This window comes from Tardiphaga sp., from assembly GCF_041424195.1.
Taxonomy (GTDB): domain Bacteria; phylum Pseudomonadota; class Alphaproteobacteria; order Rhizobiales; family Xanthobacteraceae; genus Tardiphaga.
The window spans coordinates 1-21,750 of record NZ_JBGMOE010000012.1 but is presented as its reverse complement, the minus strand read 5'-3'; the positions used below and the strand labels follow the sequence as shown (position 1 = coordinate 21,750).

The following is a 21,750-nucleotide window of genomic DNA, read 5'->3' as shown; positions in this document are numbered from 1 at the left end:
TTCCATCTGCGGTTTCGTGCACAGCTACTACCACGCCGATCTGTCGCAGGCGGACACCACGGCGCCCTGACGGATCGGGGCAGGACGGCCGTTCGGCCGAAGCCATCCGGCAAAGGAAAGGGGGGCGGGGGAGGGCGAGCATGAGGCTCGCTTGAGGAAGGATTTGGCCATGACCGAGCGCCACGACATCTACCGTACCATTACCGACCAGATCATCGCGGCCATCGCGGCCGGCGCCGGGCAATGGCGCATGCCCTGGCACCACGCCGGTACACCGGTGATGCGCCCGACCAGCGCGATCGGGCGGCGGTACGCGGGGATCAACCGTCTCGTGCTCTGGGCTACCGCCGATGCCTGTGGCTACACGTCAGGCACCTGGGCAACCTACCAGCAGTGGAAGGCCGCTGGCGCACAAGTGCGCAAGGGTGAGAGCGGCACGCACGTCATCTTGTGGAAGCAGGTTGAGCGCCAGGACACTGCCGAACGCGCCGATGCCGGTGATGGCGAGGCGGGGGAAGGGCGCCGCCGCTTTTTCGCGCGCGGTTTTGTCGTGTTCAACCGCGACCAGGTTGATGGTGCCGACGTCGAGGCCATCAAGGAGGTGCAGCCGGTCAGCACCAGCATTGCCGAAGCGCTCGCCTTCTTCGACCGCGTCGGCGTGCCGATCGAATATGGCCTGTACGATGCCCATTACCGTGCCGATCTCGACAGGGTGTTCATGCCCGAACGCGCCGCATTCGAGAGCGACCTCGACCTGGTGTCGACGCTCGGACACGAGATTCTGCACGCGGTAGGACATCCTGCGCGGCTCAACCGCGATACCCTTCGCGATTACCACAAGGAACGGGCAATCCGCGCGAGGGAAGAGCTCGCGGTGGAGCTCGGGAGTGCGATGCTCATGGCCGATCTCGGCCTTGCCTGTACCCCCCGGCCCGATCACGCCGCCTATTGCGCCAGCTGGTTGATGGCACTGAAGCACGATCCCCGAGCGATTTTCACGGCCGCGCGCGAGGCGCAGGCCGCCGTTGACTGGGTTCACGCCACTGTCGCCCACAGCGCACCGCTCGCCATCGCCGCCTGAGGAGACGGCATCATGCGTTCATCGATCCGCTATCCCGCCGGCGCGCAGGTCGCCTTTCACGCACTCGACGCGGCCGATGCGCCGACCTGGGCGCGCGATTATGCCCGCCTCATCGAGGATGTCCGCGTCCGTGCTTCATGCGCATTCCCCTCCTTCGACCCGGTCGATTGCTGGCGCGACTGCAACGCGCGGGTGATCCTGCGCAATGCCTTTGCCGATATCGGCGTGACCACGGATGACGGACGCGCGGCCATCTGGATGGCGCGGCGCAGCGATCCGGCATACCGGCTTCGCTGCGAATGGGGCGATACCGGGGCGACGGCCCGCGCCTGGCTCGAACGGTCCGCTGCGCCGTTCGCGGCGTTGTTCGGTCCGCGCGCCATCCCCTTGTCCGACCTGCCGCTGGCCGCCTGACGAACCTCGTCCCCCGGAGAAGCCCGATGACCCTGATTACCCGTGGCGCCTGGCGCGCCGGTCCCTTGCGTCCAACGTCGGCCACCTGGCCATTTGACTGGACCGCCGAGATCACCGCGATCGATCCCGTGTGCCGGCGGCACCAGTATGTGGGGCGCCTCGTCCAGGCCGGCGGCCGTCCGATCGGTGAGGCGCAGGCCAATCTCTCCGCTGTCGGCCTGGTGCCCGAGATGGTGCGCCTGCTGAAGGCCATCGCCGGCGTCATCGCCATGAGCGATCCCGAAGACGACACTTTCGCCGACAGCGCGGCGGACTGCCTCGCGGCGTTGCTCGACCACGGCGCCGCGATCGCGCTGGTGCTGGCCCAGCTCGGTGAGGAAACCGGGCGCAAGGGTCCGGATGAATAGCGGCGATCCGGATGCAGACGCCCGCGATCCCGCACAACGACGAGGTATTGTCATGAGTTCAGCCTATCTGGCGTATCGATGTTCGATCTGCGGATCGGAAGAATGCGGCAACGACGCCAACGCTGGTTGGGATGTGGTCACGCAAAGCAGCGTGCTGCTCGGCGAGTTTGAGAACCAGTGGTGCAACACCTGTGGAGACGTGCGGTTGGATGAATTCACGATCACCGATCCCGTTCGGATTGCGGTCATCGATCAGCAGCGTGCCCGGCTCGTCGTCGAGGCCGCGGCGCAGGATCTTCTCGAGGCCGCGCGCATGGCGCTGTGCGCCCTCAGCGACCAGCGCACCGCGCGCGTGAAAGGCTACGATGTCCTGGCGCACGACAAGCTGATCGCCGCCATTGCCCAGGCCGAAGGAAAGCCACGTCCATGATGGAAACCATGCTGGTGCTCTCCACAGCGCACCTCACCGAGGGAACCTGCAACACCTGGTTGCACCACGCATCCCTCGCCGCCTACCCGAAGGGCGATGTGGGTTGGTTCGTGCACGTCCCGGACTCGACACCCGGAGATGTGCCCGCTGATCTCGCCGAATGCCTCGAACAGGCAAGGGCACTCAACTGCGATTGGATCATGTTCGATCGCGATGTCGACGCCCTGTCCATCCTGCCGACATACGCCTGGTGAGGGCGCATCGCCTGTCGACGAGAAGAAAGCAGAGGGGGAAGGGGAGTGGCGAGCAATTCCGCTCGCCAGAAAGTTCCGAACCCCATGCTCTGCGACAGCGATCGTTTTGCCTTCATTCCCCGGCGCATCCATGGCTTTTCCAGTACCGGGAACGCCTATGACGCTACCCAGACCGACGAAAAGATCGACAGCGGCGATACACTGCTGATCTTGCCTGAGGGCGTCGTCGGCGTTGCCCATTGCTGGCCCTTTGCGGTCACGCAAGAGGCCGGCAAACTCCACGCCGTGAAGCCGATGGCGCACGAGACGCTGCGCGATTTCGCGAGCGCCTTCAACGTAACCCCCGACGACATCGAGGCAGCCCTCGATCTCGCCAAGGCTCTGGGCTTCGCCATCGATCCTGCCTTGGCCGCTCTCAACACGCCCGCCGTCTGACATCCCGAATCCGGAGTACACCCATGCTTACCATCGCCCCGCCGGGCGCGCCCACGCGCCTGGAACAGATCGCCCGCCTCAACGACCGTGCCCGTCTCGGCCTCGACCGGACCGCACGGATCGTGGTGACGCGCAATTGCCTCGCAACGCTGGGACCGATCGAAGGGCCGGTCGCCATGCTCAACCAGGCGCGGCTTATGGCCGCGGCGCGCAGCTGCACTTTCAGCGCTGACAGCCCCGAACGCGACCTCGGCGTGTTCGTGATCGATGGACACACCGTCTGGGTGAAGGTCGATTATTTCGATCACAACCTCGAATTCGGCTCCGACGATCCCGCCGACCCGGCCATGACCACCCGTGTGGTCACCATTCTCCTGCCGGAGGACTGGTGATGGCGCGGGTCGAGGCAGGTACTCCATTCGACCCGGCCGAGGCCGCCTGCTGGATAACGCGCGGGCGGCCGCCGGCGGAAGCGGCACGGCTCGCGTCGATCTGGCGGCGGTATCCGGACCTTCCAGCGGCAGCCCCTGCCGATGACCGGATGCAGCGCCTGCGCAATCGGGCCGTGGCCATGCGTGCCTTTCACGATGCGCTCGATCGCCGGAACCAACAGGCACGCGAGATCCGCAACTTCGCGTTCACCGCGTCCCGGATCGCGCAAGGCGTCGGGGACGATCGTGACCGGGCGATCCTCGCCGGACGCGATCGCCATGGCTACCGGTGGATGCCGTGCGTCCGATACGCCGAGGGGCTGATGGTCGCGCGAGGCGGCCGGGTTTATGCTCCCCACTGCACGGGCGAGGAACGGGAAGCCTACGATCGCGGGTTTGCCGAGGGCGGCGGCGATCCCGGCGATGTCTTCGATGCCGCCCGGCGCGCGCTGCGCGCCGCGGTTGCCCGAGATTTACCTGCCGAACCCGCGCTGGCCAGACCCTTGCCGAGTACATGGCCCAAACCCGATGACGCCCGTAGGCCCACACCCTGGTTGCGACGCCTGGTTATCCTGGGCGCCGCTGAAGCCGGCCTTACCACGGGCGAGGCCGAATGCCTGATGGTGCTGCCGGCGCTGCTAGCGCGCGAGGGTGCGGCAGACACGACCGTCCTGGTGGTGGCAGACGGTGTCCTGATCGATCGGGAAGCGTGCGCCACAGCCAGCACCTGGCCCCCGCCGCCGGCGGACCTGCCGGCCCTGCTTCCCGGCCGTGATATCGACGACATCCTCGTTGCAGCACAAGGCGCCGACCTCGCGGTCATCGATGCCCACGCTTCTCTCCTGCCGCTTGCGCGCCACCAGGAGCGGCTGCGCCATACGGCGGCGCTGCAGCGCGCACAGTTCGCCCTGTGGCTGGACCGGGGCCTGTGTGCCGGCGAAAGCAGGGCCGCCGGGCATATCCGCTGGGGAAAGGTCAACCGTGGCCTGGTAGCCCGCCTCGGCGAATTGACCGCGACCTACACCGGCAAGGATGCCCAAGGGCACCGGATCGCTATCACGCTGACGGCGACCGGAACGCCGGCAGCCGGCTATGTGGCCTGCGATGGCGCCGAACTCGTCCCTGCGGTGTTCGTCTCCAATCGCAAGGCCGTTCGCGGGGCCATGGAAGGAGCGCTGCGCCGTTTCGCAGGCGCAATCAGGCTCCCGGCCAGCACAAGATGATCGGGGACATGGCCATCCCCCTTACGTCGTGACCTTGCCAGAGCGGCTGCATGACGTCACACATCCGACAAAACAGGGCGCACCTCATGACTCGCAATCTTGCGACCTTCGACAATGCCATGCGTGTCGCCGGCGCGCTGGCCGACAATCACGACCGCGACTATGTACTGGTCCGCACGGGCGATCCGGGCCGGCCCTATGTGGTCGAGGCGTTCGCCAGTCAGCCCGGCACCGTCGCCTTGATCTGCGCCGATCCCGAGATCGCGCTGCGCTGGGCGTCCTCGGTCACTGCGGAGGTATACCCGCAGTGGGGATGATCGCGCGCCTTTGCATTGCAGCGGTGCTGTTATCCGGCGCGGGCGGATGCAGTAGGCAGCCGACATACGCCGGTGAGCCTTGCGTCATCACCATTCACCTGGATCGACCGGACGCTGCCCGCGCGTACGGCACGGGCGGGGAAGGAGTGCGCGGCCCTTGCGCCGGTGTCAGCGCCACGGGCACGCCGGGGATTGATAGCGACGGCGCGGGGCATCGGTCGGCCGACGGCGAGGTCGCCGCCGCCTGAAGGTTTCAGTGCACACGCCCCGGGTGTGGAGAAGGGGCAGGGGCTGTCGTCGCCGGAGAGGAGCCATGCGGAACGGAGGCGGGCAGGGGATCGCCCAGGCGCCATGCCCGATGCGTGACGCCGATGGTCTTCATCAGCACGGCGACTGCATCGTCATAGGCGGGATCGGGCAGGCTCCGCGCGAGATGGATCGCCGTGGCCTCGCTCCCGGTATCGGTCAGCGTCAGGCTCGCGATCGGCGTGCCGGACACAAGGTTGTAACGCAGCCCCTTCACGAACCGACGCCGGTCGCCGACCGCTTTGGTCACCAGCGCCAGGTCCTCGACACTCTCGTAGGGGATCCACTCGCGCGACACCGGCATCACCGCGCTCTCGATCAGCTGTGGCAGCCCGGAGGCACTGATCGCGAAACTCGCCGCGATTATCAGATGCCCCTCGCGCTCGTCCGAGCGCCATAGCTCCTCTTCCACCGCGAAGCGCTTGTGGAAGCGCCGCGCCATGTCCTCGTCCATCAGGAAGGGCCAGTCCGGCAGATGCCGGATCATGATCTTCTCGCCATAGCGCGCGGGCTCGATCCCTTTGACCTCGCCGATCAGGATCATGATCGCGTCCTTCGACGCCCGCGCCGGCTGCAGCGCGCCAAGGCGGCGGCCCGCGATCGCGTCCCGGTCATCGAGACGGAATGTCTCGGGCACGTACAGCACGTCCCCCAGCGCCATGCCCCGCGCCTTGCAGCCGTGGGCGGCCTGCAGCAGCTGGCGGCGCACGATGTACCAGTTGCGCTTGCCCGCCATCCGGGGATGCCAGTGGGTGAGCTGCGCCCGGTCCCACAGGTAATGCAACAGGCCCCGGATCGTCAGGCGCTGGCCGGTCGCCTTCACGTCCGGCTTGTCGTTGGTCAGCGCCGCCGGCGCGGCGCGCGCGGCTCCGCGCGACAGCGGGAACGCGAACCGCAAGGTGGTCTCGCCGGTTTCCGCATCGTCGAGGATGGCGCTGCCGCGGACCTGGCCGAGGCCGGTCAGGTGATCGGGGGCCTCGTAGTGATCGCAATGCGGTGCGTGCAACGCGCCGGTCCCCGGCCAGCGCGCCAGCACATGCTGGTCATGGCGCCGGGTGATGTAGAGATCGAGATCGGCGTCGCGCCGGCACAGACAGCGTACCCGCTCCTTCTGTGCATAGGCGTGGGCGAGCATGGCCTCGAAGCCCTGCTCGCCTTCGGCCATTTCCCGGTCGGTGATGTAGTAGCGCTGCGTCACACGCCCTCCGCGATACCCTGCCACTGTGGACCCAGATCGAAGTGCTGGTCGAACGTCCCGAGTGGGCCATCGGCTCGGTCGCTGGCGTAGGGCTCGGGTTCCTTCGTCACCGGACGCCCGGCCTTGCGGGCGGCCTCCCTCTGGTCGTCCCGCGCGCGCAGCAGGGCGACGAGCCAGCGCAGGTCGGTGGCGATCGCGAACGGATGGCGGCCCGCCAGCGTGTACCACAGGCAGCGCTGGTAATCGTTGCGATCGTCGCCGAGGATCTCGGCCAGTTCGCGCTTGCCATCGGGATCGCCCGCAAGCAGCCGGTCGATAGTGCAGCACAGGGCATAGGCCTCGACGAGCGCGGCCTGCGGATCGACGCCCACGCTGGCGCCGGCGAGCGCTCGCCGTTCCCAGCAGGTGTCCGGATCGTCGCGGACCTCGATCAGGCCGAGATCGATGTTGAGGTTGTGAAGCCAGTCGTGTGTCATTGCCAATATCCCTGTCATCGTTTGAATCCGCCACAAGGCACGCAGGCAAGCTTCTGCCGCGCACCAAAGCGGATGGTGTGATCGGTGTTCCGGAATGCTGGCGAGGCGTCGCTCGCCGATGACTGGCCGAAGGCCCTGGCTCTGAGATGATACCCGAAGGGGACAGTTTCCCGCCGGCGGAGCGACGGATGTTTGTTCGTTATCTGTTCTTGATGAGGCAGGCAAGCCGTTGCAGCGCCGTGCATCCGCAATGGATCGGAAATCGGGAGGCGAGGGGCCTGCGCCCGCTAGGAACGGACGACGCGTTCGCGCTCAGGTGTACTGTTAGCCTCGGCCTTGAGGCGTTTGTAGATCGCCTGGCGCGATACGCCGGCAAGCTTCGCGATCTGCGCCACCGGTATCGATGCAGGCGGTTTCATCAATGCCACCAGTTCGCGCCAGCGCGCGCCATCGATCGCCGCGTCGCGCCCTGGGCCTCTCGCTCCCTTGCGCCCTGACGCGGTGTGCTGCGCGCGTCGCGCGGTTGCCACCATATCGCTGAAACGCGCCAGCGCGCTGACATGGGCATAGAGGCCGTCTTCCTTGCTCGAATCGATTCCGTCCTCGAGCGCCTCGAAGCCAAGGCCGAGGCTCTCTAACAAATGCAGATCGGTCAGCAGCGTGCCCAGTGACCAGGCAAGCCGATCGAGGCGCCAGACTACGATCGTGTCTCCGGTCCTCGCCGCGCGCAGCGCGCTGGCGAGTCCCGGTTTCAGCACGACCGAGGCCTTAATATCCTCATCTTCGAAGATGATGCCGCAGCCGGCGGCGATCAGCGCGTCGCGCTGACGCGCCAGCGTCGTTTCTCCAGGCGCAGTGCGGGCGTAGCCGATCCTCATGCGCCGTCAGATGGGAAGGCGGCTCCAGACTGTCAACTTATCGGAGCTGCATTTTCGATTTGGTTGACAATATCACCGATACGGGAAGTTCGGTAATGGTTCGCGCATTTTCAGCGGACGTGCAATAGTAGCAGCGAGGGCTTACCGAGCATACCTACGAATCTCCCCAGCATCCATGGACACCTTCGAGCAGGGCCAGAATATGGCGCGGCGATCTGGATGAGAAGTTTCCGTCAATCAGGATGAGAACTGATCGTCGCGGTTTTCAAGTGGTGCCTGCTTTGATTGACGCTGGCAAGCGCTACTCGCAGGTTTGATTGTCGCTGCGCGACATTTCCTCGTTGGACTTGATTGTCGCGAAGGTCGGTGGCCGACCAGCGCGTGATTGTCGCTGGATCGCCGAGCGGCGGCGGTAGCTCTCGACATTCATCTCGAAGATTGTCGCGTGGTGAACGAGGCGATCTACGGCGGCGAGCGTCATGGCGGGATCGGGGAAGACCCGGTTCCATTCACCAAAAGGCTGGTTGGCGGTGATGAGCGTGGAACGCCGTTCGTACCGTGCGCTGATCAACTCGAACAGGACGGACGTTTCAGCCTGATCCTTGGTCACATATGCGAGGTCATCGAGGATCAGCAGATGATATTTGTCGAGTTTGGCTATCGCGGCTTCGAGCGCCAGTTCACGGCGGGCAACCTGAAGTTTCTGGACCAGGTCGGAAGTGCGGGTAAACAGGACGCGCCAGCCATTTTCGATCAACGCAAGGCCGATTGCGGCTGCCAGATGGGTTTTACCCCCACCCGGTGGACCAAAGAAGATGAGGTTGGCGCCTTTTTCGAGCCAGCCATCACCAGAACACAGCGCCGTCACCCGGGCGCGGGAGATCATTGGCACTGCATCGAAGGCGAAGCTGTCGAGAGTCTTGCCAGGTGGCAGGCGGGCTTCGCCCAGATGCCTTTCGATCCGGCGTCGGTCCCGTTCTGCGATCTCATGCTCAGCGAGCGCCGCAAGCAGGCGGGCCCCAGGCCAGCCTTCCTTGTCTGCCCGCGTGGTAAAGTCGGGCCAGATCAGTTTGATTGCTGGCAGGCGCAGGTCGTTGAGGATGAGGCTCAGACGCTGGGCGTCGATAGCGGGTGCGTTCCGGCTCATGCGGCTTCTCCCGCCAGGAGAACATCATAGGTGACAAGGGGGACCAGTTCCACCACCACGTCGGGAAGCGCCGCCGGATCGGGAGCGAAGCGTATTCGCAAGGCATCCATGTCGGGGAGACGGTTAGCAGCGACGTCGGCTGCCAGCAGTTCCGCGAGTTCGGCTTCGCAGGCCCTTTCGTGCGCCATTGCCAACAGTTCTACCATCTGCCGACAAGCGATCCGTTCGGGCAACGCGGCGATGAGCCGGTCGAAGGTCTGACGATAAGGCTCCCTTGGGAAGAGCTGGTCACGATAGACCAACTTCAGGAGCGCCATGGGTTTGCGCCGCAGGCTATGGATGACGTGCCGATAATCGACCACATGGCCGTGGGAGCCGTTATTGAACGACCGCCCCCGCGGCAATGTCATGAGGTGAGTGCCGCCGATGAACAGATCGAGGCGATCATCGTAAAGCCGAACGCGCAGCCGATGCCCGATCAGCCGTGAGGGCACGGTATAGAACACCTTACGAAGCGTGAAGCTGCTGGTCGAGGTGACCGTGACGATCGTCTCCTCATAATCGCTGGTGCGCGCGCCAGGCAGGGGCTGCAATATCGCACGCTCGGCGTCTATGCGTGGGCCGTTGCGCCGGTTCTTGCGGCTGACGACTTCGTCGATGAAGTGCCGGTAACTCGCCAGATCATCGAAGTCTCGCGAACCACGCATCAGCAGCGCGTCCTTTATTGCTGCCTTCAAATGCCCGTGCGGGCTCTCGATCCCGCCATTCTCATGGGCAACGCCGCGGTTGTTGCGCGTCGGCGTCATGCCATAATGTTCGCACAGCGCGTCATATCGCAGCGTCAGATCTTGCCGGGCATCAGCGTCCAGGTTGCGAAACGCGGCCGACAGGCTATCGCTGCGATGCTCAACCGGGGCACCGCCGACGGCCCACAGGGCGTTTTGCAACCCTTCTGCAAGCGCGACATAGCTCTCGCCGCCCAGAATGACATGGACGTGTTCGAAGCCCGACCATATCAGCCGAAAATGGTAGAGGCGATGATCGAGCGGCACGCCGACGATCGTTACGTGCTCATCGTTCATCTCGGTGAAGTCCGAGAGGCCAAGCCGTCCCGGCTCATGCACCTGCCGGAAGATCACTTCCTGCTCGGGACCATGGATCGCCCGCCATGTTCGGATCCTTCGCTCCAATGTGCGCCGAATGCGCCCATCAAGCTCAGGGTGACGGCGACATATCTCCTCGAAAATTGCCACTGACCGCAAACCAGGCGCAGCCTGGAGCATGGGGACCACATCCTCGTCGAAGATCCCGGCTAACGGGTCCGGGCGTCGCCGCTCTCGCTGGACCTGCCTTTGCGAGGGAAGCCGAGGATCTCCCTCGATGCGATATGCGGTCGCCGTGCTGATACTGGCCTTGGCGGCGGCGATCGGAACGGCATGGGTATGTCGGAGCTTCATGTAGAGCCTCATCTGATGATCGTTGACGTGGCGGCCCGGCATGAACGACATCCCCTCTCGCGAAGTTATGCCTTTGAATACCTGACCGGCCGCAACCATCAGAAACGCCCCGGAAAGGGCGACATCGCCACCTGCTGATCCGGCTCCGGGCTACGCCCTACGCCGCATCAGCAGGTGGCGATTCTCATCTTGATTGACGCTGCTCTCTCATCCTGATTGTCGCGCGGCAGCCAGAATCCTGGCCTTATCCGTATCGGGGTATTTTAACTGGCGAAGCAGGTAACTGTATGCGCATGCTGACAGTTCGCGTCGGCCGACCATGAGCTTGTTAGACCACGCCCGGCACGCCCGAATGAACTCCGGAATGGGGCAATCCACGAGATAGGCATCGAGATCATGCCATTGGCGACAGGCTTCTGCAGTAGGCCACTCAGGCCCAAGAGTCGGATTAGCCTGCAGCACCGCGCTCAGTTCCAGCGTTATTGGATCGTAGGCAGCAGCACCGAACCCGACATCCCCATAATCGATGACGAGTACGCCACCTTCGGGTGACACGAGGATATTCTCGCCGTGCAGGTCACCGTGAACACAGCACCAGCGGGTCTGTATCATGCGACTTTCGAACTCAGCTGCCCAGTTGAGCCCATACTGCTCCTGGAGCTCGACCGCCGTCTCATCCGGCACCCATTGTACGCGGATCGAGGCGATCGAACGACGTTGCTGGTTCTTTCCGTTCGACCAACCGGCCAGGGCCTGAGCCGTCGCCGTAACAGCCTTGGCAGCTAGCGCATCCTTCTCGGCCATGGTCGTGAACATGGAAGCATCGTGACCGTTGGCCAGCTGGTAGAAAAGACCAGCCATGGAGCCCGCACCGAACTCCAGCAGCTTCATTTTCCGGGGCGTCGCCGCAGGATCGAGCAGCATAACATGCTCGTCGTACCGCGCATCCTCATCCTGCATCTTCGCAAGATCGCCCAGCTTTGCCACTACCTCCCGGATGAGTGCACCAGTCTGATCATACATCTGCAATCGATACGGGCGGGCGCCAGACTTGCCTGCGCCAATCGGATGAACCGAACAAGTGACTTCTGTGGATGGCTCCCGCGTTGCAAGCACAAAATTGAAACTCTGGCATTTGGTCGGGTGCAGACTTCTGTCCGGCCTGTTTGTGCAGTCGTCAGAAAGACTGCTGGCCCTGATGGTATCCGCGAACTGGGTCCCACACTGCTTTGCAGGCTATAGCGCCTTCGTCATTTGCTGGGTTGTCCCGGTTCCCGGTCTGACCGGTTCGCCATCATCTCGCTTTGCTCTCACAACTCCTTGAGCTGATCTCCTCAGCTAACTCATCATTCTATGCAGCTAGCGCTGGCACGTGACGCTCCTTGTAGACCTCGCCACGCACCATGACTGCCCAGGCGATCCGGGCTGTCTTGTTCGCCATTGCGACGGTCACCACTCGCATCGGTTTTCGCGCCATCAGCGCGAGGAGGCGTGGATCTACCGCTTGGGGCTTGTTCTTCGCTCGTCGCACCATCGATGTCATGCCTACCACCAGCAATTTGCGAAGATATTTGTCGCCCATCTTGGTGATGCGTCCAAGCCGTTCCTTACCGCCGCTCGAGCGCTGCAGAGGAGTCAGGCCCAGCCAGGCGGCGAACTGGCGACCAGAGCGAAACTGGCGCGGATCGGTAACCGATGCTGCTATCGCCGTTGCTCCGATAGGGCCGATGCCCGGTATTGTCAGGAGACGAGTTGCGAGGTCACTCCTGCGTTGCCACGCGAGTAAGTCGCGCTCGATTTCTCGAAGCTGGGCATGAGCGTCCAGCGCTTGCTGCGAAAGCCGAGCGACGACCTTTACGGCGTCGGACGGTACGTCTGGTGCCTCTCCTCCGACGATCGCGCGTGCCATCTCAAGTGCGCGATGAAGGCCCTGTGGGATCTCGATGCCGAACTCGGCTAAAATGCCGCGCATCATGTTGACCAACTGCGTGCGCTGCTTGACGAGCAAATCTCGACTGCGGTGCATTGACAAAGCCGCCTGCTGCTCTGGCGATTTGATCGGTACGAACCGCATTGTCGGCCGCGTCACCGCCTCGCAAATCGCCTCCGCATCGGCCGCGTCTGTCTTGCCGCGCTTTACATACGGTTTGACGTAAGCCGGCGGCATAAGGCGAACATCATGCCCGAGCTTGATCAGTTCACGTGCCCAGTGATGGGACGTGCCGCACGCCTCAATACCCACGAGACAGGGCGCCAGCTTCGAGAAAAATGTCAGCACCTGTGCTCGACGCAACGCCTTGCGAACGACGGTCTTGCCCGCCGCATCAACGCCGTGAACCTGGAAAACGCTCTTGGCCAAATCGAGGCCGATCGTCATAATCTCCATCTGGGTGGCTCCCATCTGCTCGTGATTGCCTGATAGCCTTCACATCTTGGCACCTAGATGCCGTGAGCGGGAGCCATCCAACCCATCTGCTTTAAAATGTTTGGCGAAAATTCGGATAAGCCGATCTTCACCCGTCGAAAGGTTCAAACCGTTGGTGTGAAGCTCGATATCGGACAAGGCATGGATAGCGGATACGACCCGGCTGATCTTCTCTGGTGCTTGGTCGAGCTCAATCTTCTTCAAAAACTCAATGGTGTCGATCTTGGCGCCCTCACTCCAGATATCAGCATCATGCTTCTGTACCAGGAGTGGTGCGATGAAATCATCCGACGGCGAGCCGGTGAGCACGAGGATCTTCGTCCCCGGCGACACCTTGCGGATGTGAAAAAATACATACTTTCCGTGCTCCGGATCGAAATCCGTCGTACCCAGAGCAGTTGGAATCTTGAGATCCAGGATCGCGAAATCGAAAAAGTTGCTTTCCAGCTTCGCTACAGCGTCATCGCGATTGGTGACAAAGATTGGAAGCGCCGGACCACCCGAGTCCGCGATAATCTGTTTCAATTCTTCGACGAAGCTTTCGTCGTCTTCGACGACCAGAATGTGCGCCGTCACTTCCGCCACCGCGCGGTGTAGAGAGCACCGCCCTGTTTCGCCGGCTCAAGGGTAAGCGAGCCGATCATCGTCTCCACCGCTTGCCGGGCAATGGACAGTCCGAAGCCAATGTGATCTTTCTTTGTCGAGTTTCCTACCTCGAAGGCCGTTTCGATCGGGCCGGTGAGGCCGGCCCCGTGATCCATTACCGCCAGCCAATAGTCGACGTCGCTATCGCCCCAGCTAATCGTAACGGCGTGAGAGTTCTGTAGCTCCGATGCAGCCTGTTGGGCTTCAACAGCATTGCGGATGCCGTTAACGGCGACCATCCGGACAAGGGAGGGATCGCTCTTGATGACAAACGGTCGCGCCCCGATCGTAGATATCCATTCGCGGATTTCAGGACCATAGTCATCTAACAGTTCATCAACAAGCGCTGACAGGTCGAATTCTTGAGGGCGTGGAACGCTTGCGGCGTTCTTCAACACTTCTATTGCATCAAAAACTCGCGTGACGGACTCCAAATGCTTCTGTGTACCGGAACCCTCCCAGCGCTCACCAAGTTCACGTTTGGCCGCCAATCGAACAAGGCCGATAGGTGACGAAATCTCGTGGAGTAGGAACCCCGTTATCCACTCCATCGCCTTCCCATAGATCTGCTTGCGTACATCGTCTGATACGACATCAGCTTCATCCGTCGATGGTGCTGGCGCTTGCTCATGGGTCAGCCGCCTAATCGTCTCCTGCAGCGCATAATTTACGTAGGTGACAGTCTCTTCCCGCTGAACCTTACGGAGGCGGGGTAGATCAGACCGCCGTCCAACGTCCCCAAGTGCGCGGGCAGCCAGACCACGTACATGCGCGGAATGAGCTTTCAAATTATCCAGCGCTTCTTCTCGGGTCATGCTAGGCCTTGTGTGCCATAAAAGTGGGCGCGCTGGCGGAAGGCGTCCGCACCGCCCTCCATGACCGAGGTGATCGCATGAACGACCGGGGCGTCAGCCAAGGCGCCGTAGGCAATAGGGAAGCCGCGACGGCCGTCGGAGCCCAGCTGAATCACGAAGTCAGCAGAACCCAGTACTGGGATGTTGGCATTGTGTGTTGAGAAGAGCAGCTGGCCGTTTTCCGGACGCGTTAAAATCGACTTGATCAGCGTTTCTGTGATGAAGGCGTTATCGATGTGATCCTCCGGCTGATCTACGATCAGGAGGCGCTCCATATGGCGCAACACGAGTGGCAGGATCACGGTGCAGCGCTGACCCGTCGAAAGCTCCGCGATGTCCTTATAGTCGGGTCCGTCCATCAGCGAGAAGGTGACGTAATCGTCGACCGGCACAGTTGCGATGCCGCCCAGATCCGCGTCCTTAAGCGCGACCGCAACCTTGGCCGCCCGGTCGATGGTCATCGAACCACGCGTCGCGATCAGCTCGAAGTCAGCCTGGTCGACGGCCTCAAGTAACTCCCGCGGGCTAATACGAGACGCCAGTGATGCGACCAAGTCGTTGTACCGCAAACCGCTGCCACGTAGGGCTTCAGTCAGCGCACTTGCAAAGGCCTCCGACTGACCACCACGCATCACGTCGATATGAATTCTTGGACCCAGCACGTGGTTCAGCCGGGCAGCGGCTTCCCGCCGGGCTTCAAATCGCGCCGAACGCATAGCTTCCAGTGCGTCCAGCGCCTGATTACGACGTGCAATGACCGTTTGGAATCTGGCGACCAGCGACTGGCGGACGGCCATGAGTGATTCTAGCTGGGCCTTGCGCTCGCGTAACACCTGGCCATGGCGGACGATTACCCCCGCACCGGTCTGAAGTTCTTCTATCTCCTTCCGTAGATCTCGCGCATGGTCCTCGAAGACCAACTTCTCCGCCGCCACTTGTTTCCCAAGCGCGGAGGTTTCCACCACAACCTCATCGAGTACCTGCAGCGCGTAACGGAGATGCTGGTGTGCCTGTCCAACTTTTGTCCGCAGTTCTCCGAGAGGATCGCCGCCAGCGTTGGCAGGCCATCCATCATAGGACATCTCGCCTCTTCCACCGATCGAGGAACGCCAACGCGCAACGTCGTTGCCAAACCGTTGGATAGCTTCAGCTGCTACCCCCTTCAAAGCGATGGTGTTGCTTAGCATGGCCAGCTGGGTGCTTTTCGCACTCGAGTCGGCAGAAAGCGCCGCTAACTGCTGTTCCCGCGGCTCCACCTGCTTTATCTGGTCTAGGATAGACGGCATCTCCGCCAGTTGTTGGTCCAGCTGCTCTATGTCCGCGCGGATCGTGTTCGCTTCAACCGTCAGCGACCGAACGGAAGCGACGGCCTCGGTCTCTGCCGATACGGTGGATCGCTGATCGCCAATGAATCCGTCCAATAACCGGAGGCGCCCACCGGATTGGAGGCCGACGGTTTCAATCTCCGTTTGCGATAGGACGATCGGCGATAGAAACGGACCCGTCGAACGCGGTGCAGGGTCACTCGCCGACCGCGTCACCGTGATACGGCGGCCATCGTCGAGCAGGGTCAATGTGACCTGGCCCGATCCTAGAACAGAAAGCGCATGCTCACGACTGCGCTTTGTGGTTTCCGGTGTATAGCCTTCAACGCCGAGGCAGAACCGGATCAATTCGATCAGTGTCGTCTTGCCGGTTCCGCGCGCGCCAATAACGACATTCAGGCCGGGACGCGGCCAAACATCAAACCCGTTGAGGAAGCCTTCCTCGATCTGAATCCGCTCAATGATCATCTTGCCCCCATCGACCAAGCGAGCGCACAAGTCGATCTCATAGATTTAGCGTTCATCCGTATCCGGAAAAGCATAATTTTTTGGCGGAGAACGCAACCGTTGTTTTAGGTTTTGAGCAAGATGGATCTTACAGCAGAGTGTGAATTTTCGGCAGTTGAGTATCCCAGGTGCGAAATGGAAACCGCAAATGGCTGACTCGCTGGTACTCGCTCATTGCCGGGCAACGTCATGGAGCTTCCTCGAAATCGCTATAGCTAAACAAGGCGGGACCCCGCTCCGGCCTGTGGCCGGAGCGGAACCTGCCCTACTCGCCGGACCCCGTGCCCGGCCCTGTGGGCCAGCCCCGCACTCCGGCTCCCCGAGCCCCGCGCCGCGGGTCTCGTCTCATCCGAGTGACGGTCAGGGGTAGGGGGAAGGGGTGGACCGGTGTGTGTCCCCCCGCGAGGGTAGGCCGTTCCACCCTGGCTGCCTGTAAAGCGGAGCGCCGCCTGCGGCCGCGCGCGCTGGTGCCGCGATCGGCCGCTCGCGCACGCGCTCACCGCGCGTCGCGGTAAGGGCATCGCCGCCCGGGACGGACGGCGATGCGTCTCCACGCGCCGGTCCTGTCCATCCTCTCCTACGCCCCCTTGCAGGCTCCCGGCGTTGCAGCGTGGTTTCGGCAGGCAAGGAGTTGCGTCGAGACCAGGCTCCGCTAGCCGGATCGGGGCCGCCGGCGTCTGCTTCCCGATGGAAGCGCCGGCCCCGATCCGCCAAGCTCCGCCAGGCCTCTCCCGTGCCTCTTGCCCGCCAAGTGCCCACGCTGCGCCTTGGGGCCTGCGACGGCGGCTCCGGAGATGATGGACAGGAAGCCCGATCCCTTGCGCGCGGACGACCAGGGCGGAACCGGCCCCTCGTCGGGGCCGGGCGGGGTGGGGCGCCTGCGCTGTCCGCGCAGGGTTCCTGATGCTCCGGCTCACCAGAGACGATGGGGATTTGTGTCAAGAAATCAATGAAATAGACCGAATTTGCCGTGCCCTGTAATAAGTAAAGGCCAAGGCGGGAACAGTCCTTGGCACACCAACAGGGGCTTTGCCCAAATAGACAGGAAGCACATTCACCATGGCAACTATCGGTTATCTCAATCGCAACGAACGGGGCGCACTGATCGGCAAGATCGAAACGCTCGCCTTCAGCAACGTTGTCGGCCTGCGTCCCTACCAGTCCAACAATCCCAACGCGCCCACCTTCGAAATCCTTGCGCGCACCGCTGCACGCACATGGGTGCCGATCGGCGGCCTGTGGGAACAGACCATGAAAAGCTCCGGCGAGAGCTTCTATCAGGGGCGCATCGACGATCCGAGCATGGCCCGGCCCATGGACATCGCGGTCTTTCCTAACGGGGAGGAGGGTTTCAACATCGCGTGGACCCGCCGCCGCAACCGGCAGGACCTGCCCGGCGGTGGTGAGGGCATGGACCTGACCCCGGCCCGCGATCACGCGGACGATGATCTCGGCAGCAGCACCGCAGGCGACGACGCGTTCCTCGCCGACATTTTCGGGGGAGACAAGGCCGAACCGGCGAAGGGGAAGGGCCGCAAGGCCGCCGCAGACATTCCGGCCTGAACCAAGTGGAGCCGGGAAGGAGGCTTACCCTTTCCGGCTCCATGGCTGAACATCGGTTATGTTCGTCCCGACGCTTACAGAATATCCGGGGCGACGCACAAGGGGCATTCCCATGGCAGGCTTTGACAACTTCCACGACTTCGCCACCCATTATGCGGACCTCACCAGCGCCGGGGCCTTTCCCGCTGCTTTCACCGCCGACATCGCCAGCGCGCAGCTTTCCATTGTCGAGGAACCGACCAGCGCCGACATGCCCGACGACCAGCAGGCCCGCGCCTGTGTCGAGCAGATGACCCGCGACCTTTTCACCCTCTTTGCCGACACCCGCCTTGCCGCGCTTGCCCCGCGCATCGCTTGGGGCATGGTCAACTCGTTCCACAAGGTGGCCCAGCAACTGGCGGCGCAGGAGGACGACGCGGCGCGCGAGCTGGGCGACCTTGCCCGCATCAGCGACCCTTCGGAAATCCACGCGGCGCAGGTCGAGGAGAGCCAGCGCCTGTGCCAGTCGCTCCACGAGGCCATGGTCGCCATCGAATGCATGCGCGACCATGCCGCCGAGGTCTACCGCGTCGAGACCGGCAGGCCATGGAGCGCCACCGGCGGCAGCCGCACGAGCCGCGCCCTGACCGCTTCGCAGATCGAGGCGCGCGACTTCCTCGCCGCCCGTGCGCAGCAGCGGCGCGAGGCCCACGCGCCCAACGGTCCGCTTGTCGTGGTGTCCGGGGGCGGCAACTGGAACGAGATTGATGCCATCTGGAACCGGCTTGACCTGATCCACGCGCGCATTCCCGCCATGGTGCTCGCCACCACCGCCCAGCAGAAGGGCGCGGACATGATCGCCGCGCGCTGGGCAGCGGCACGGGGCGTCCCCTCGGTGAGCTTCCGCCTTGATCGCCGCCACGGCAACCGCGCCGCGTTCAAGCGCAACGAACAGCTTGTGAACCTGCGCCCGGTCGAGGCGATTATCTGCGAGGGCAGCGGCATTCAGGCGAACCTTGCGCAGCGGTGCCGGGCCGCTGGCGTGCCCATCACCATCTTCCGGCACAGCGACTTTGCCGGCGATCGCGGAAAGGAGGTCACCTGACCGGGGAAGGGCAGCGAGGGCAGGGGGATCGCAACGGTCCCCCACCCGTAAGACGAGGGGGCCGCCCTGGGCGCGCGGGACCCTTCTGGCCCGCCTTGCAGTCGGACCAGTCCCCCGCGCCGGCCCGCGCCAGGGCGGGCCTGGTCCCGGCTCGCTCGCGGCGGCACAGGGCCGCCGGCTACGCCTCGCCGGTTTAAGGACGCCAGCCTCCCGCCCTTCGGTGAGCCGCCGCCTCGCTGGCGGGCCGGCTTGCGCCGGCCACGCCCGCGCCTCGGCGTATCAGGCAGGCGGGGAAGGGGGCTGCTGCTGGTCTTCCCAGCATGGAGGCGGATCGCGGCCGCCCTCAAGGATCAGCGGCACCTCCCCTTTGCTGGCGCAAATCGGTTCCTCCGCTGCCCGCTCACGCGGCGGCTGCGCCGTCCCTGACCGCGGCCGCGATCCGCCTCCGCACGGGCCATGCCGCCGCGGCGGCGCAAGGCGCTGGCAATTCTCGCCTTGTGAACCATCTCATGGTATGGAGACAATTATGACTGAGAACGTGACCAACGAACTGATCTACGAAACCCTGAAGCAGATTCAGGGCAAGCTGGTCGATCACGATCAGGTCTATGTTCGGTTTGAGCATGAACTGCGCGCTATCAAGTCGCATCTGGCGGGTCTGGTGCAAAGCGACCTGAACCGGGATTCCGATGTGGCAGCGCTGCTTGTCCGCATCGAGAGAATCGAGCGGCGACTGGATCTTCATAACTGACGATCCGTCTGGCCGGGGCCTTGCGCCCCGGCCCTTATCGTTTGCGCTCTGGATGGGACGGACGCCCAGTGGCCCACAGGGGCCACGTCGTCCGACCCAGGACCCATGCGCGCGATGTCCAGCTGAGGACGGTGCCGTGGCGATCGTTAGCTACGAGACCGCACTGGGCTCTTGCTCAGCTACCGTTCCCGGCGGTGCAGATGCCCAAGCGCAAGCGTTGCACCGCCTGCCCTGTTTCGCGACGGTCCTCTGGCCCGAAGGGCGGGCACGCCCGGAATGACATCGATGGCGGCGTGCCCGTCGCCGCGCTCTCCTGCTCCCGAAAGGCGCGGCCTGGTTTCGGCGCACCGTCCAACGGCTACCTCGTTGGTAGCTACCAGATACCAATCGGTGACGGACCGCCCAGGCCGCGTTGCCTTGGATGCAGATCTGATGGGATGCACGCGATCCTCTGGCGTTCCTCGCACCTGTGGCGGTCGCGTTGCTGTCTGACGCACGTGGACGGCTCGGCCGACTAATGCGGAGCGGCCCGGCGGGCCTCAAGCGGAAAACCGGCCCCGGCGGGGCCTGCGGTTTCCACGGTGTGGAGCCTCCGCTTTTCCGCTTGTCCGCGTCGGCCGGCCGCCCCCTCGAAGTGCGTCAGCAACGACACCACCACAGGAGCAAGCACCATGCAGAACATCGCGGAATTTCGCATCATCGGCCGCATCGGCAAGATCACGGCGATGGACAAGGTCACCTACCTCGATGTCGCTTCGAACTATGCCCGCAAGGACGGCGATGCCTGGAAGGACGATACCCACTGGAACCGGATCACGCTTTTCGGCCGCACCAAGGAACGCGCCGACCGTCTCTCGACCGGAGACCTCGTCCACATCACCGGGCGCATCCGCCAGAGCCGCTTCGAACGCGACGGCGAAACCCACTACGGCACCGACATCATCGCCGATCGCATGGGCGTCCTGATCCGCAAGGGGCAGGCCAACGAGCAGGAGCCGATCGAGGACGACGACATCCCCTTCTGAACGCGCCGGGAAGGGGCGGAGCGATCCGCCCCGGTCCCGTCCGGGCGCTCGCCTGCGGAACGCGGACGTAGAGGGCTATCCGGGTCTTCGTCGGTGTGGCGGCCCCGCCCGCCGCGCTCCCTTCACAGACGATCGACGAAGTGACGGTCAGCAATGTTACGTTTCTGTCCGAGCCCGTTATGCCGCTCAATCCGGGCCTTGTCGGCATTATCGGCGCGCGGGGTTCGGGCAAGACGGCGCTTTCCGACTTCATCGCGCTCGGCGCCAGCGCCTTCTCGCTGCACTCGAACCGATTGTCGTTCATCGAACGCGCCCGCGAGCATCTTGCCGGCACAAGGGTGGATCTCGGATGGGGCGACGCAACCGGCTCGGGTAGTCAGATTGGCCGACATCGCGAATCTGCCATGGAATGCCGGCTGGTAAACGAACGCAATCCGGTTACGCTAAACTAGAGCGATTTTCGATCAGTCTGGATCATATCCGCATGAACTGAAGTAGTTGGCGCATTCGGCGGGCCGGAAGATGTCGACGAGCTTGCCGATGAGGTCCCACAGGCCGCTGACGGTTCGTTCGCCTGCTTTTCGGAGCATGGCCTTGAGCCGGGAGAAGGCCTTCTCGATCGGGTTGAAGTCGGGGCTGTAGGGCGGGAGGAAGCGCAGTGTTGCTCCTGCCGCCTCGATCCGGTCGCGGACTGCGGGGCGCTTGTGGCTCGACAGGTTGTCCATGATGACGACGTCACCGGGCCGCAGTTCGGGCACGAGAACCTGCGCCACGTAGGCTTCGAACCAGTCACCGTTGATCGGCCCGTCCAGCACCATCGGCGCGACCATGCCGGTCATCCGCAGGCCTGCAACCAGCGTGGTGGTCTTGCGATGACCATGTGGGTAGCCCATCCGCAGCCGCTCACCCTTGGCGCAACGGCCATGGCTGCGGGTCATGTTGGTGGCGGTCCACGTCTCGTCGATAAAGACCAGGCGCTCGGGTTCCAGATCGATCTGGCCGTCGAACCAGTGGTGACGCTGCTTCAGGACGTCGGGACGGTCCTGCTCGACAGCATGGCCAGTCTTTATGGGATGGCCCGCCCCTTTTCCCCGGCATCGGATATGATGCTGGTGCT

General features: G+C 63.6%; 24 protein-coding genes and 1 pseudogene. 14 read left to right on the top strand and 11 right to left on the bottom strand.

Annotation, left to right across the window (positions count from 1 at the left end):
- The first annotated feature begins 169 nt into the window (after nucleotides 1–169).
- From ACEK02_RS01660 to ACEK02_RS01620, 9 genes are all read left to right on the top strand, one after another.
- Nucleotides 170–1,081 carry an ArdC family protein gene (locus ACEK02_RS01660; protein WP_371420075.1) on the top strand — a complete coding sequence of 304 codons (912 nt, stop codon included), beginning with the start codon at nucleotides 170–172 and terminating at the stop codon, nucleotides 1,079–1,081.
- 12 nt (nucleotides 1,082–1,093) lie between these two features.
- The gene (locus ACEK02_RS01655; protein ID WP_371420074.1) at nucleotides 1,094–1,495 is read left to right on the top strand and encodes a hypothetical protein; all 402 of its coding nucleotides are present in this window, start codon (nucleotides 1,094–1,096) and stop codon (nucleotides 1,493–1,495) included.
- A gap of 26 nt (nucleotides 1,496–1,521) precedes the next feature.
- Nucleotides 1,522–1,902 (top strand): hypothetical protein, encoded by a 381-nt coding sequence (locus ACEK02_RS01650; RefSeq protein WP_371420073.1) that lies wholly within the window; start codon nucleotides 1,522–1,524, stop codon nucleotides 1,900–1,902.
- Nucleotides 1,895–2,332 carry a hypothetical protein gene (locus ACEK02_RS01645; RefSeq protein ID WP_371420072.1) on the top strand — a complete coding sequence of 146 codons (438 nt, stop codon included), beginning with the start codon at nucleotides 1,895–1,897 and terminating at the stop codon, nucleotides 2,330–2,332. Before ACEK02_RS01650 ends, ACEK02_RS01645 begins: the two co-directional genes overlap by 8 nt.
- On the top strand, nucleotides 2,329–2,586 hold the full coding sequence (locus ACEK02_RS01640) for a hypothetical protein (RefSeq protein ID WP_371420071.1): 258 nt from the start codon (nucleotides 2,329–2,331) through the stop codon (nucleotides 2,584–2,586). The genes ACEK02_RS01645 and ACEK02_RS01640 overlap by 4 nt, the downstream gene beginning before the upstream one ends.
- Before the next feature lie 45 nt (nucleotides 2,587–2,631).
- Nucleotides 2,632–3,021, top strand: a complete 390-nt coding sequence (locus ACEK02_RS01635) for a hypothetical protein (protein ID WP_371420070.1) — start codon at nucleotides 2,632–2,634, stop codon at nucleotides 3,019–3,021.
- A gap of 23 nt (nucleotides 3,022–3,044) precedes the next feature.
- On the top strand, nucleotides 3,045–3,413 hold the full coding sequence (locus ACEK02_RS01630) for a DUF3768 domain-containing protein (RefSeq protein ID WP_371420069.1): 369 nt from the start codon (nucleotides 3,045–3,047) through the stop codon (nucleotides 3,411–3,413).
- The gene (locus tag ACEK02_RS01625) at nucleotides 3,413–4,675 is read left to right on the top strand and encodes a hypothetical protein (protein WP_371420068.1); all 1,263 of its coding nucleotides are present in this window, start codon (nucleotides 3,413–3,415) and stop codon (nucleotides 4,673–4,675) included. Before ACEK02_RS01630 ends, ACEK02_RS01625 begins: the two co-directional genes overlap by 1 nt.
- Nucleotides 4,676–4,761: 86 nt before the next feature.
- Entirely contained in the window at nucleotides 4,762–4,992 is a 231-nt protein-coding gene (locus ACEK02_RS01620; RefSeq protein WP_371420067.1) for a hypothetical protein, read from the top strand.
- Nucleotides 4,993–5,245: 253 nt separating this feature from the next.
- Here the strand turns inward: ACEK02_RS01620 and ACEK02_RS01615 are convergent, their stop codons facing one another.
- The 10 genes and pseudogenes from ACEK02_RS01615 to ACEK02_RS01570 all read right to left on the bottom strand — a co-directional run bounded on the left by ACEK02_RS01615 (nucleotide 5,246) and on the right by ACEK02_RS01570 (nucleotide 16,171).
- Entirely contained in the window at nucleotides 5,246–6,496 is a 1,251-nt protein-coding gene (locus ACEK02_RS01615) for a DUF1173 domain-containing protein (RefSeq protein WP_371420066.1), read from the bottom strand.
- Entirely contained in the window at nucleotides 6,493–6,972 is a 480-nt protein-coding gene (locus tag ACEK02_RS01610) for a hypothetical protein (protein ID WP_371420065.1), read from the bottom strand. The genes ACEK02_RS01615 and ACEK02_RS01610 overlap by 4 nt, the downstream gene beginning before the upstream one ends.
- 287 nt (nucleotides 6,973–7,259) lie before the next feature.
- Nucleotides 7,260–7,850: a recombinase family protein gene (locus ACEK02_RS01605; RefSeq protein WP_371420064.1), complete on the bottom strand. Its 591-nt coding sequence runs from the start codon at nucleotides 7,848–7,850 to the stop codon at nucleotides 7,260–7,262.
- Between the two features lie 233 nt (nucleotides 7,851–8,083).
- Nucleotides 8,084–8,997: pseudogene (istB, locus tag ACEK02_RS01600) on the bottom strand (IS21-like element helper ATPase IstB).
- Nucleotides 8,994–10,496 carry an IS21 family transposase gene (gene istA / locus ACEK02_RS01595; RefSeq protein WP_026149933.1) on the bottom strand — a complete coding sequence of 501 codons (1,503 nt, stop codon included), beginning with the start codon at nucleotides 10,494–10,496 and terminating at the stop codon, nucleotides 8,994–8,996. The pseudogene istB and the gene istA overlap by 4 nt, the downstream one beginning before the upstream one ends.
- A gap of 165 nt (nucleotides 10,497–10,661) precedes the next feature.
- Complete coding sequence (locus ACEK02_RS01590) at nucleotides 10,662–11,477, bottom strand: phosphotransferase family protein (protein ID WP_371420063.1); 816 nt, start codon at nucleotides 11,475–11,477, stop codon at nucleotides 10,662–10,664.
- 328 nt (nucleotides 11,478–11,805) lie between these two features.
- Nucleotides 11,806–12,840, bottom strand: coding sequence for an IS110 family transposase (locus ACEK02_RS01585; RefSeq protein ID WP_371420062.1), 1,035 nt, complete (start codon nucleotides 12,838–12,840; stop codon nucleotides 11,806–11,808).
- A gap of 39 nt (nucleotides 12,841–12,879) precedes the next feature.
- Complete coding sequence (locus ACEK02_RS01580) at nucleotides 12,880–13,455, bottom strand: response regulator (RefSeq protein ID WP_371420061.1); 576 nt, start codon at nucleotides 13,453–13,455, stop codon at nucleotides 12,880–12,882.
- Nucleotides 13,452–14,339 (bottom strand): sensor histidine kinase, encoded by an 888-nt coding sequence (locus ACEK02_RS01575; RefSeq protein ID WP_371420060.1) that lies wholly within the window; start codon nucleotides 14,337–14,339, stop codon nucleotides 13,452–13,454. The genes ACEK02_RS01580 and ACEK02_RS01575 overlap by 4 nt, the downstream gene beginning before the upstream one ends.
- Nucleotides 14,336–16,171: an AAA family ATPase gene (locus tag ACEK02_RS01570; protein WP_371420059.1), complete on the bottom strand. Its 1,836-nt coding sequence runs from the start codon at nucleotides 16,169–16,171 to the stop codon at nucleotides 14,336–14,338. Before ACEK02_RS01570 ends, ACEK02_RS01575 begins: the two co-directional genes overlap by 4 nt.
- Before the next feature lie 1,098 nt (nucleotides 16,172–17,269).
- Here ACEK02_RS01570 and ACEK02_RS01565 point away from each other — a divergent pair.
- The 5 genes from ACEK02_RS01565 to ACEK02_RS01545 all read left to right on the top strand — a co-directional run bounded on the left by ACEK02_RS01565 (nucleotide 17,270) and on the right by ACEK02_RS01545 (nucleotide 21,085).
- Nucleotides 17,270–17,773: a DUF736 domain-containing protein gene (locus tag ACEK02_RS01565; protein WP_371420058.1), complete on the top strand. Its 504-nt coding sequence runs from the start codon at nucleotides 17,270–17,272 to the stop codon at nucleotides 17,771–17,773.
- Between the two features lie 112 nt (nucleotides 17,774–17,885).
- On the top strand, nucleotides 17,886–18,857 hold the full coding sequence (locus tag ACEK02_RS01560; RefSeq protein WP_371420057.1) for a DUF2493 domain-containing protein: 972 nt from the start codon (nucleotides 17,886–17,888) through the stop codon (nucleotides 18,855–18,857).
- A gap of 526 nt (nucleotides 18,858–19,383) precedes the next feature.
- Nucleotides 19,384–19,608, top strand: coding sequence for a hypothetical protein (locus ACEK02_RS01555; protein WP_371420056.1), 225 nt, complete (start codon nucleotides 19,384–19,386; stop codon nucleotides 19,606–19,608).
- 671 nt (nucleotides 19,609–20,279) lie between these two features.
- The gene (locus tag ACEK02_RS01550; RefSeq protein WP_371420055.1) at nucleotides 20,280–20,633 is read left to right on the top strand and encodes a single-stranded DNA-binding protein; all 354 of its coding nucleotides are present in this window, start codon (nucleotides 20,280–20,282) and stop codon (nucleotides 20,631–20,633) included.
- 140 nt (nucleotides 20,634–20,773) lie between these two features.
- Complete coding sequence (locus ACEK02_RS01545; RefSeq protein WP_371420054.1) at nucleotides 20,774–21,085, top strand: hypothetical protein; 312 nt, start codon at nucleotides 20,774–20,776, stop codon at nucleotides 21,083–21,085.
- A gap of 12 nt (nucleotides 21,086–21,097) precedes the next feature.
- Here ACEK02_RS01545 and ACEK02_RS01540 read toward each other — a convergent pair.
- Nucleotides 21,098–21,750: IS630 family transposase (locus ACEK02_RS01540; protein ID WP_371420053.1), on the bottom strand; the 653-nt coding region annotated here is incomplete at its 5' end.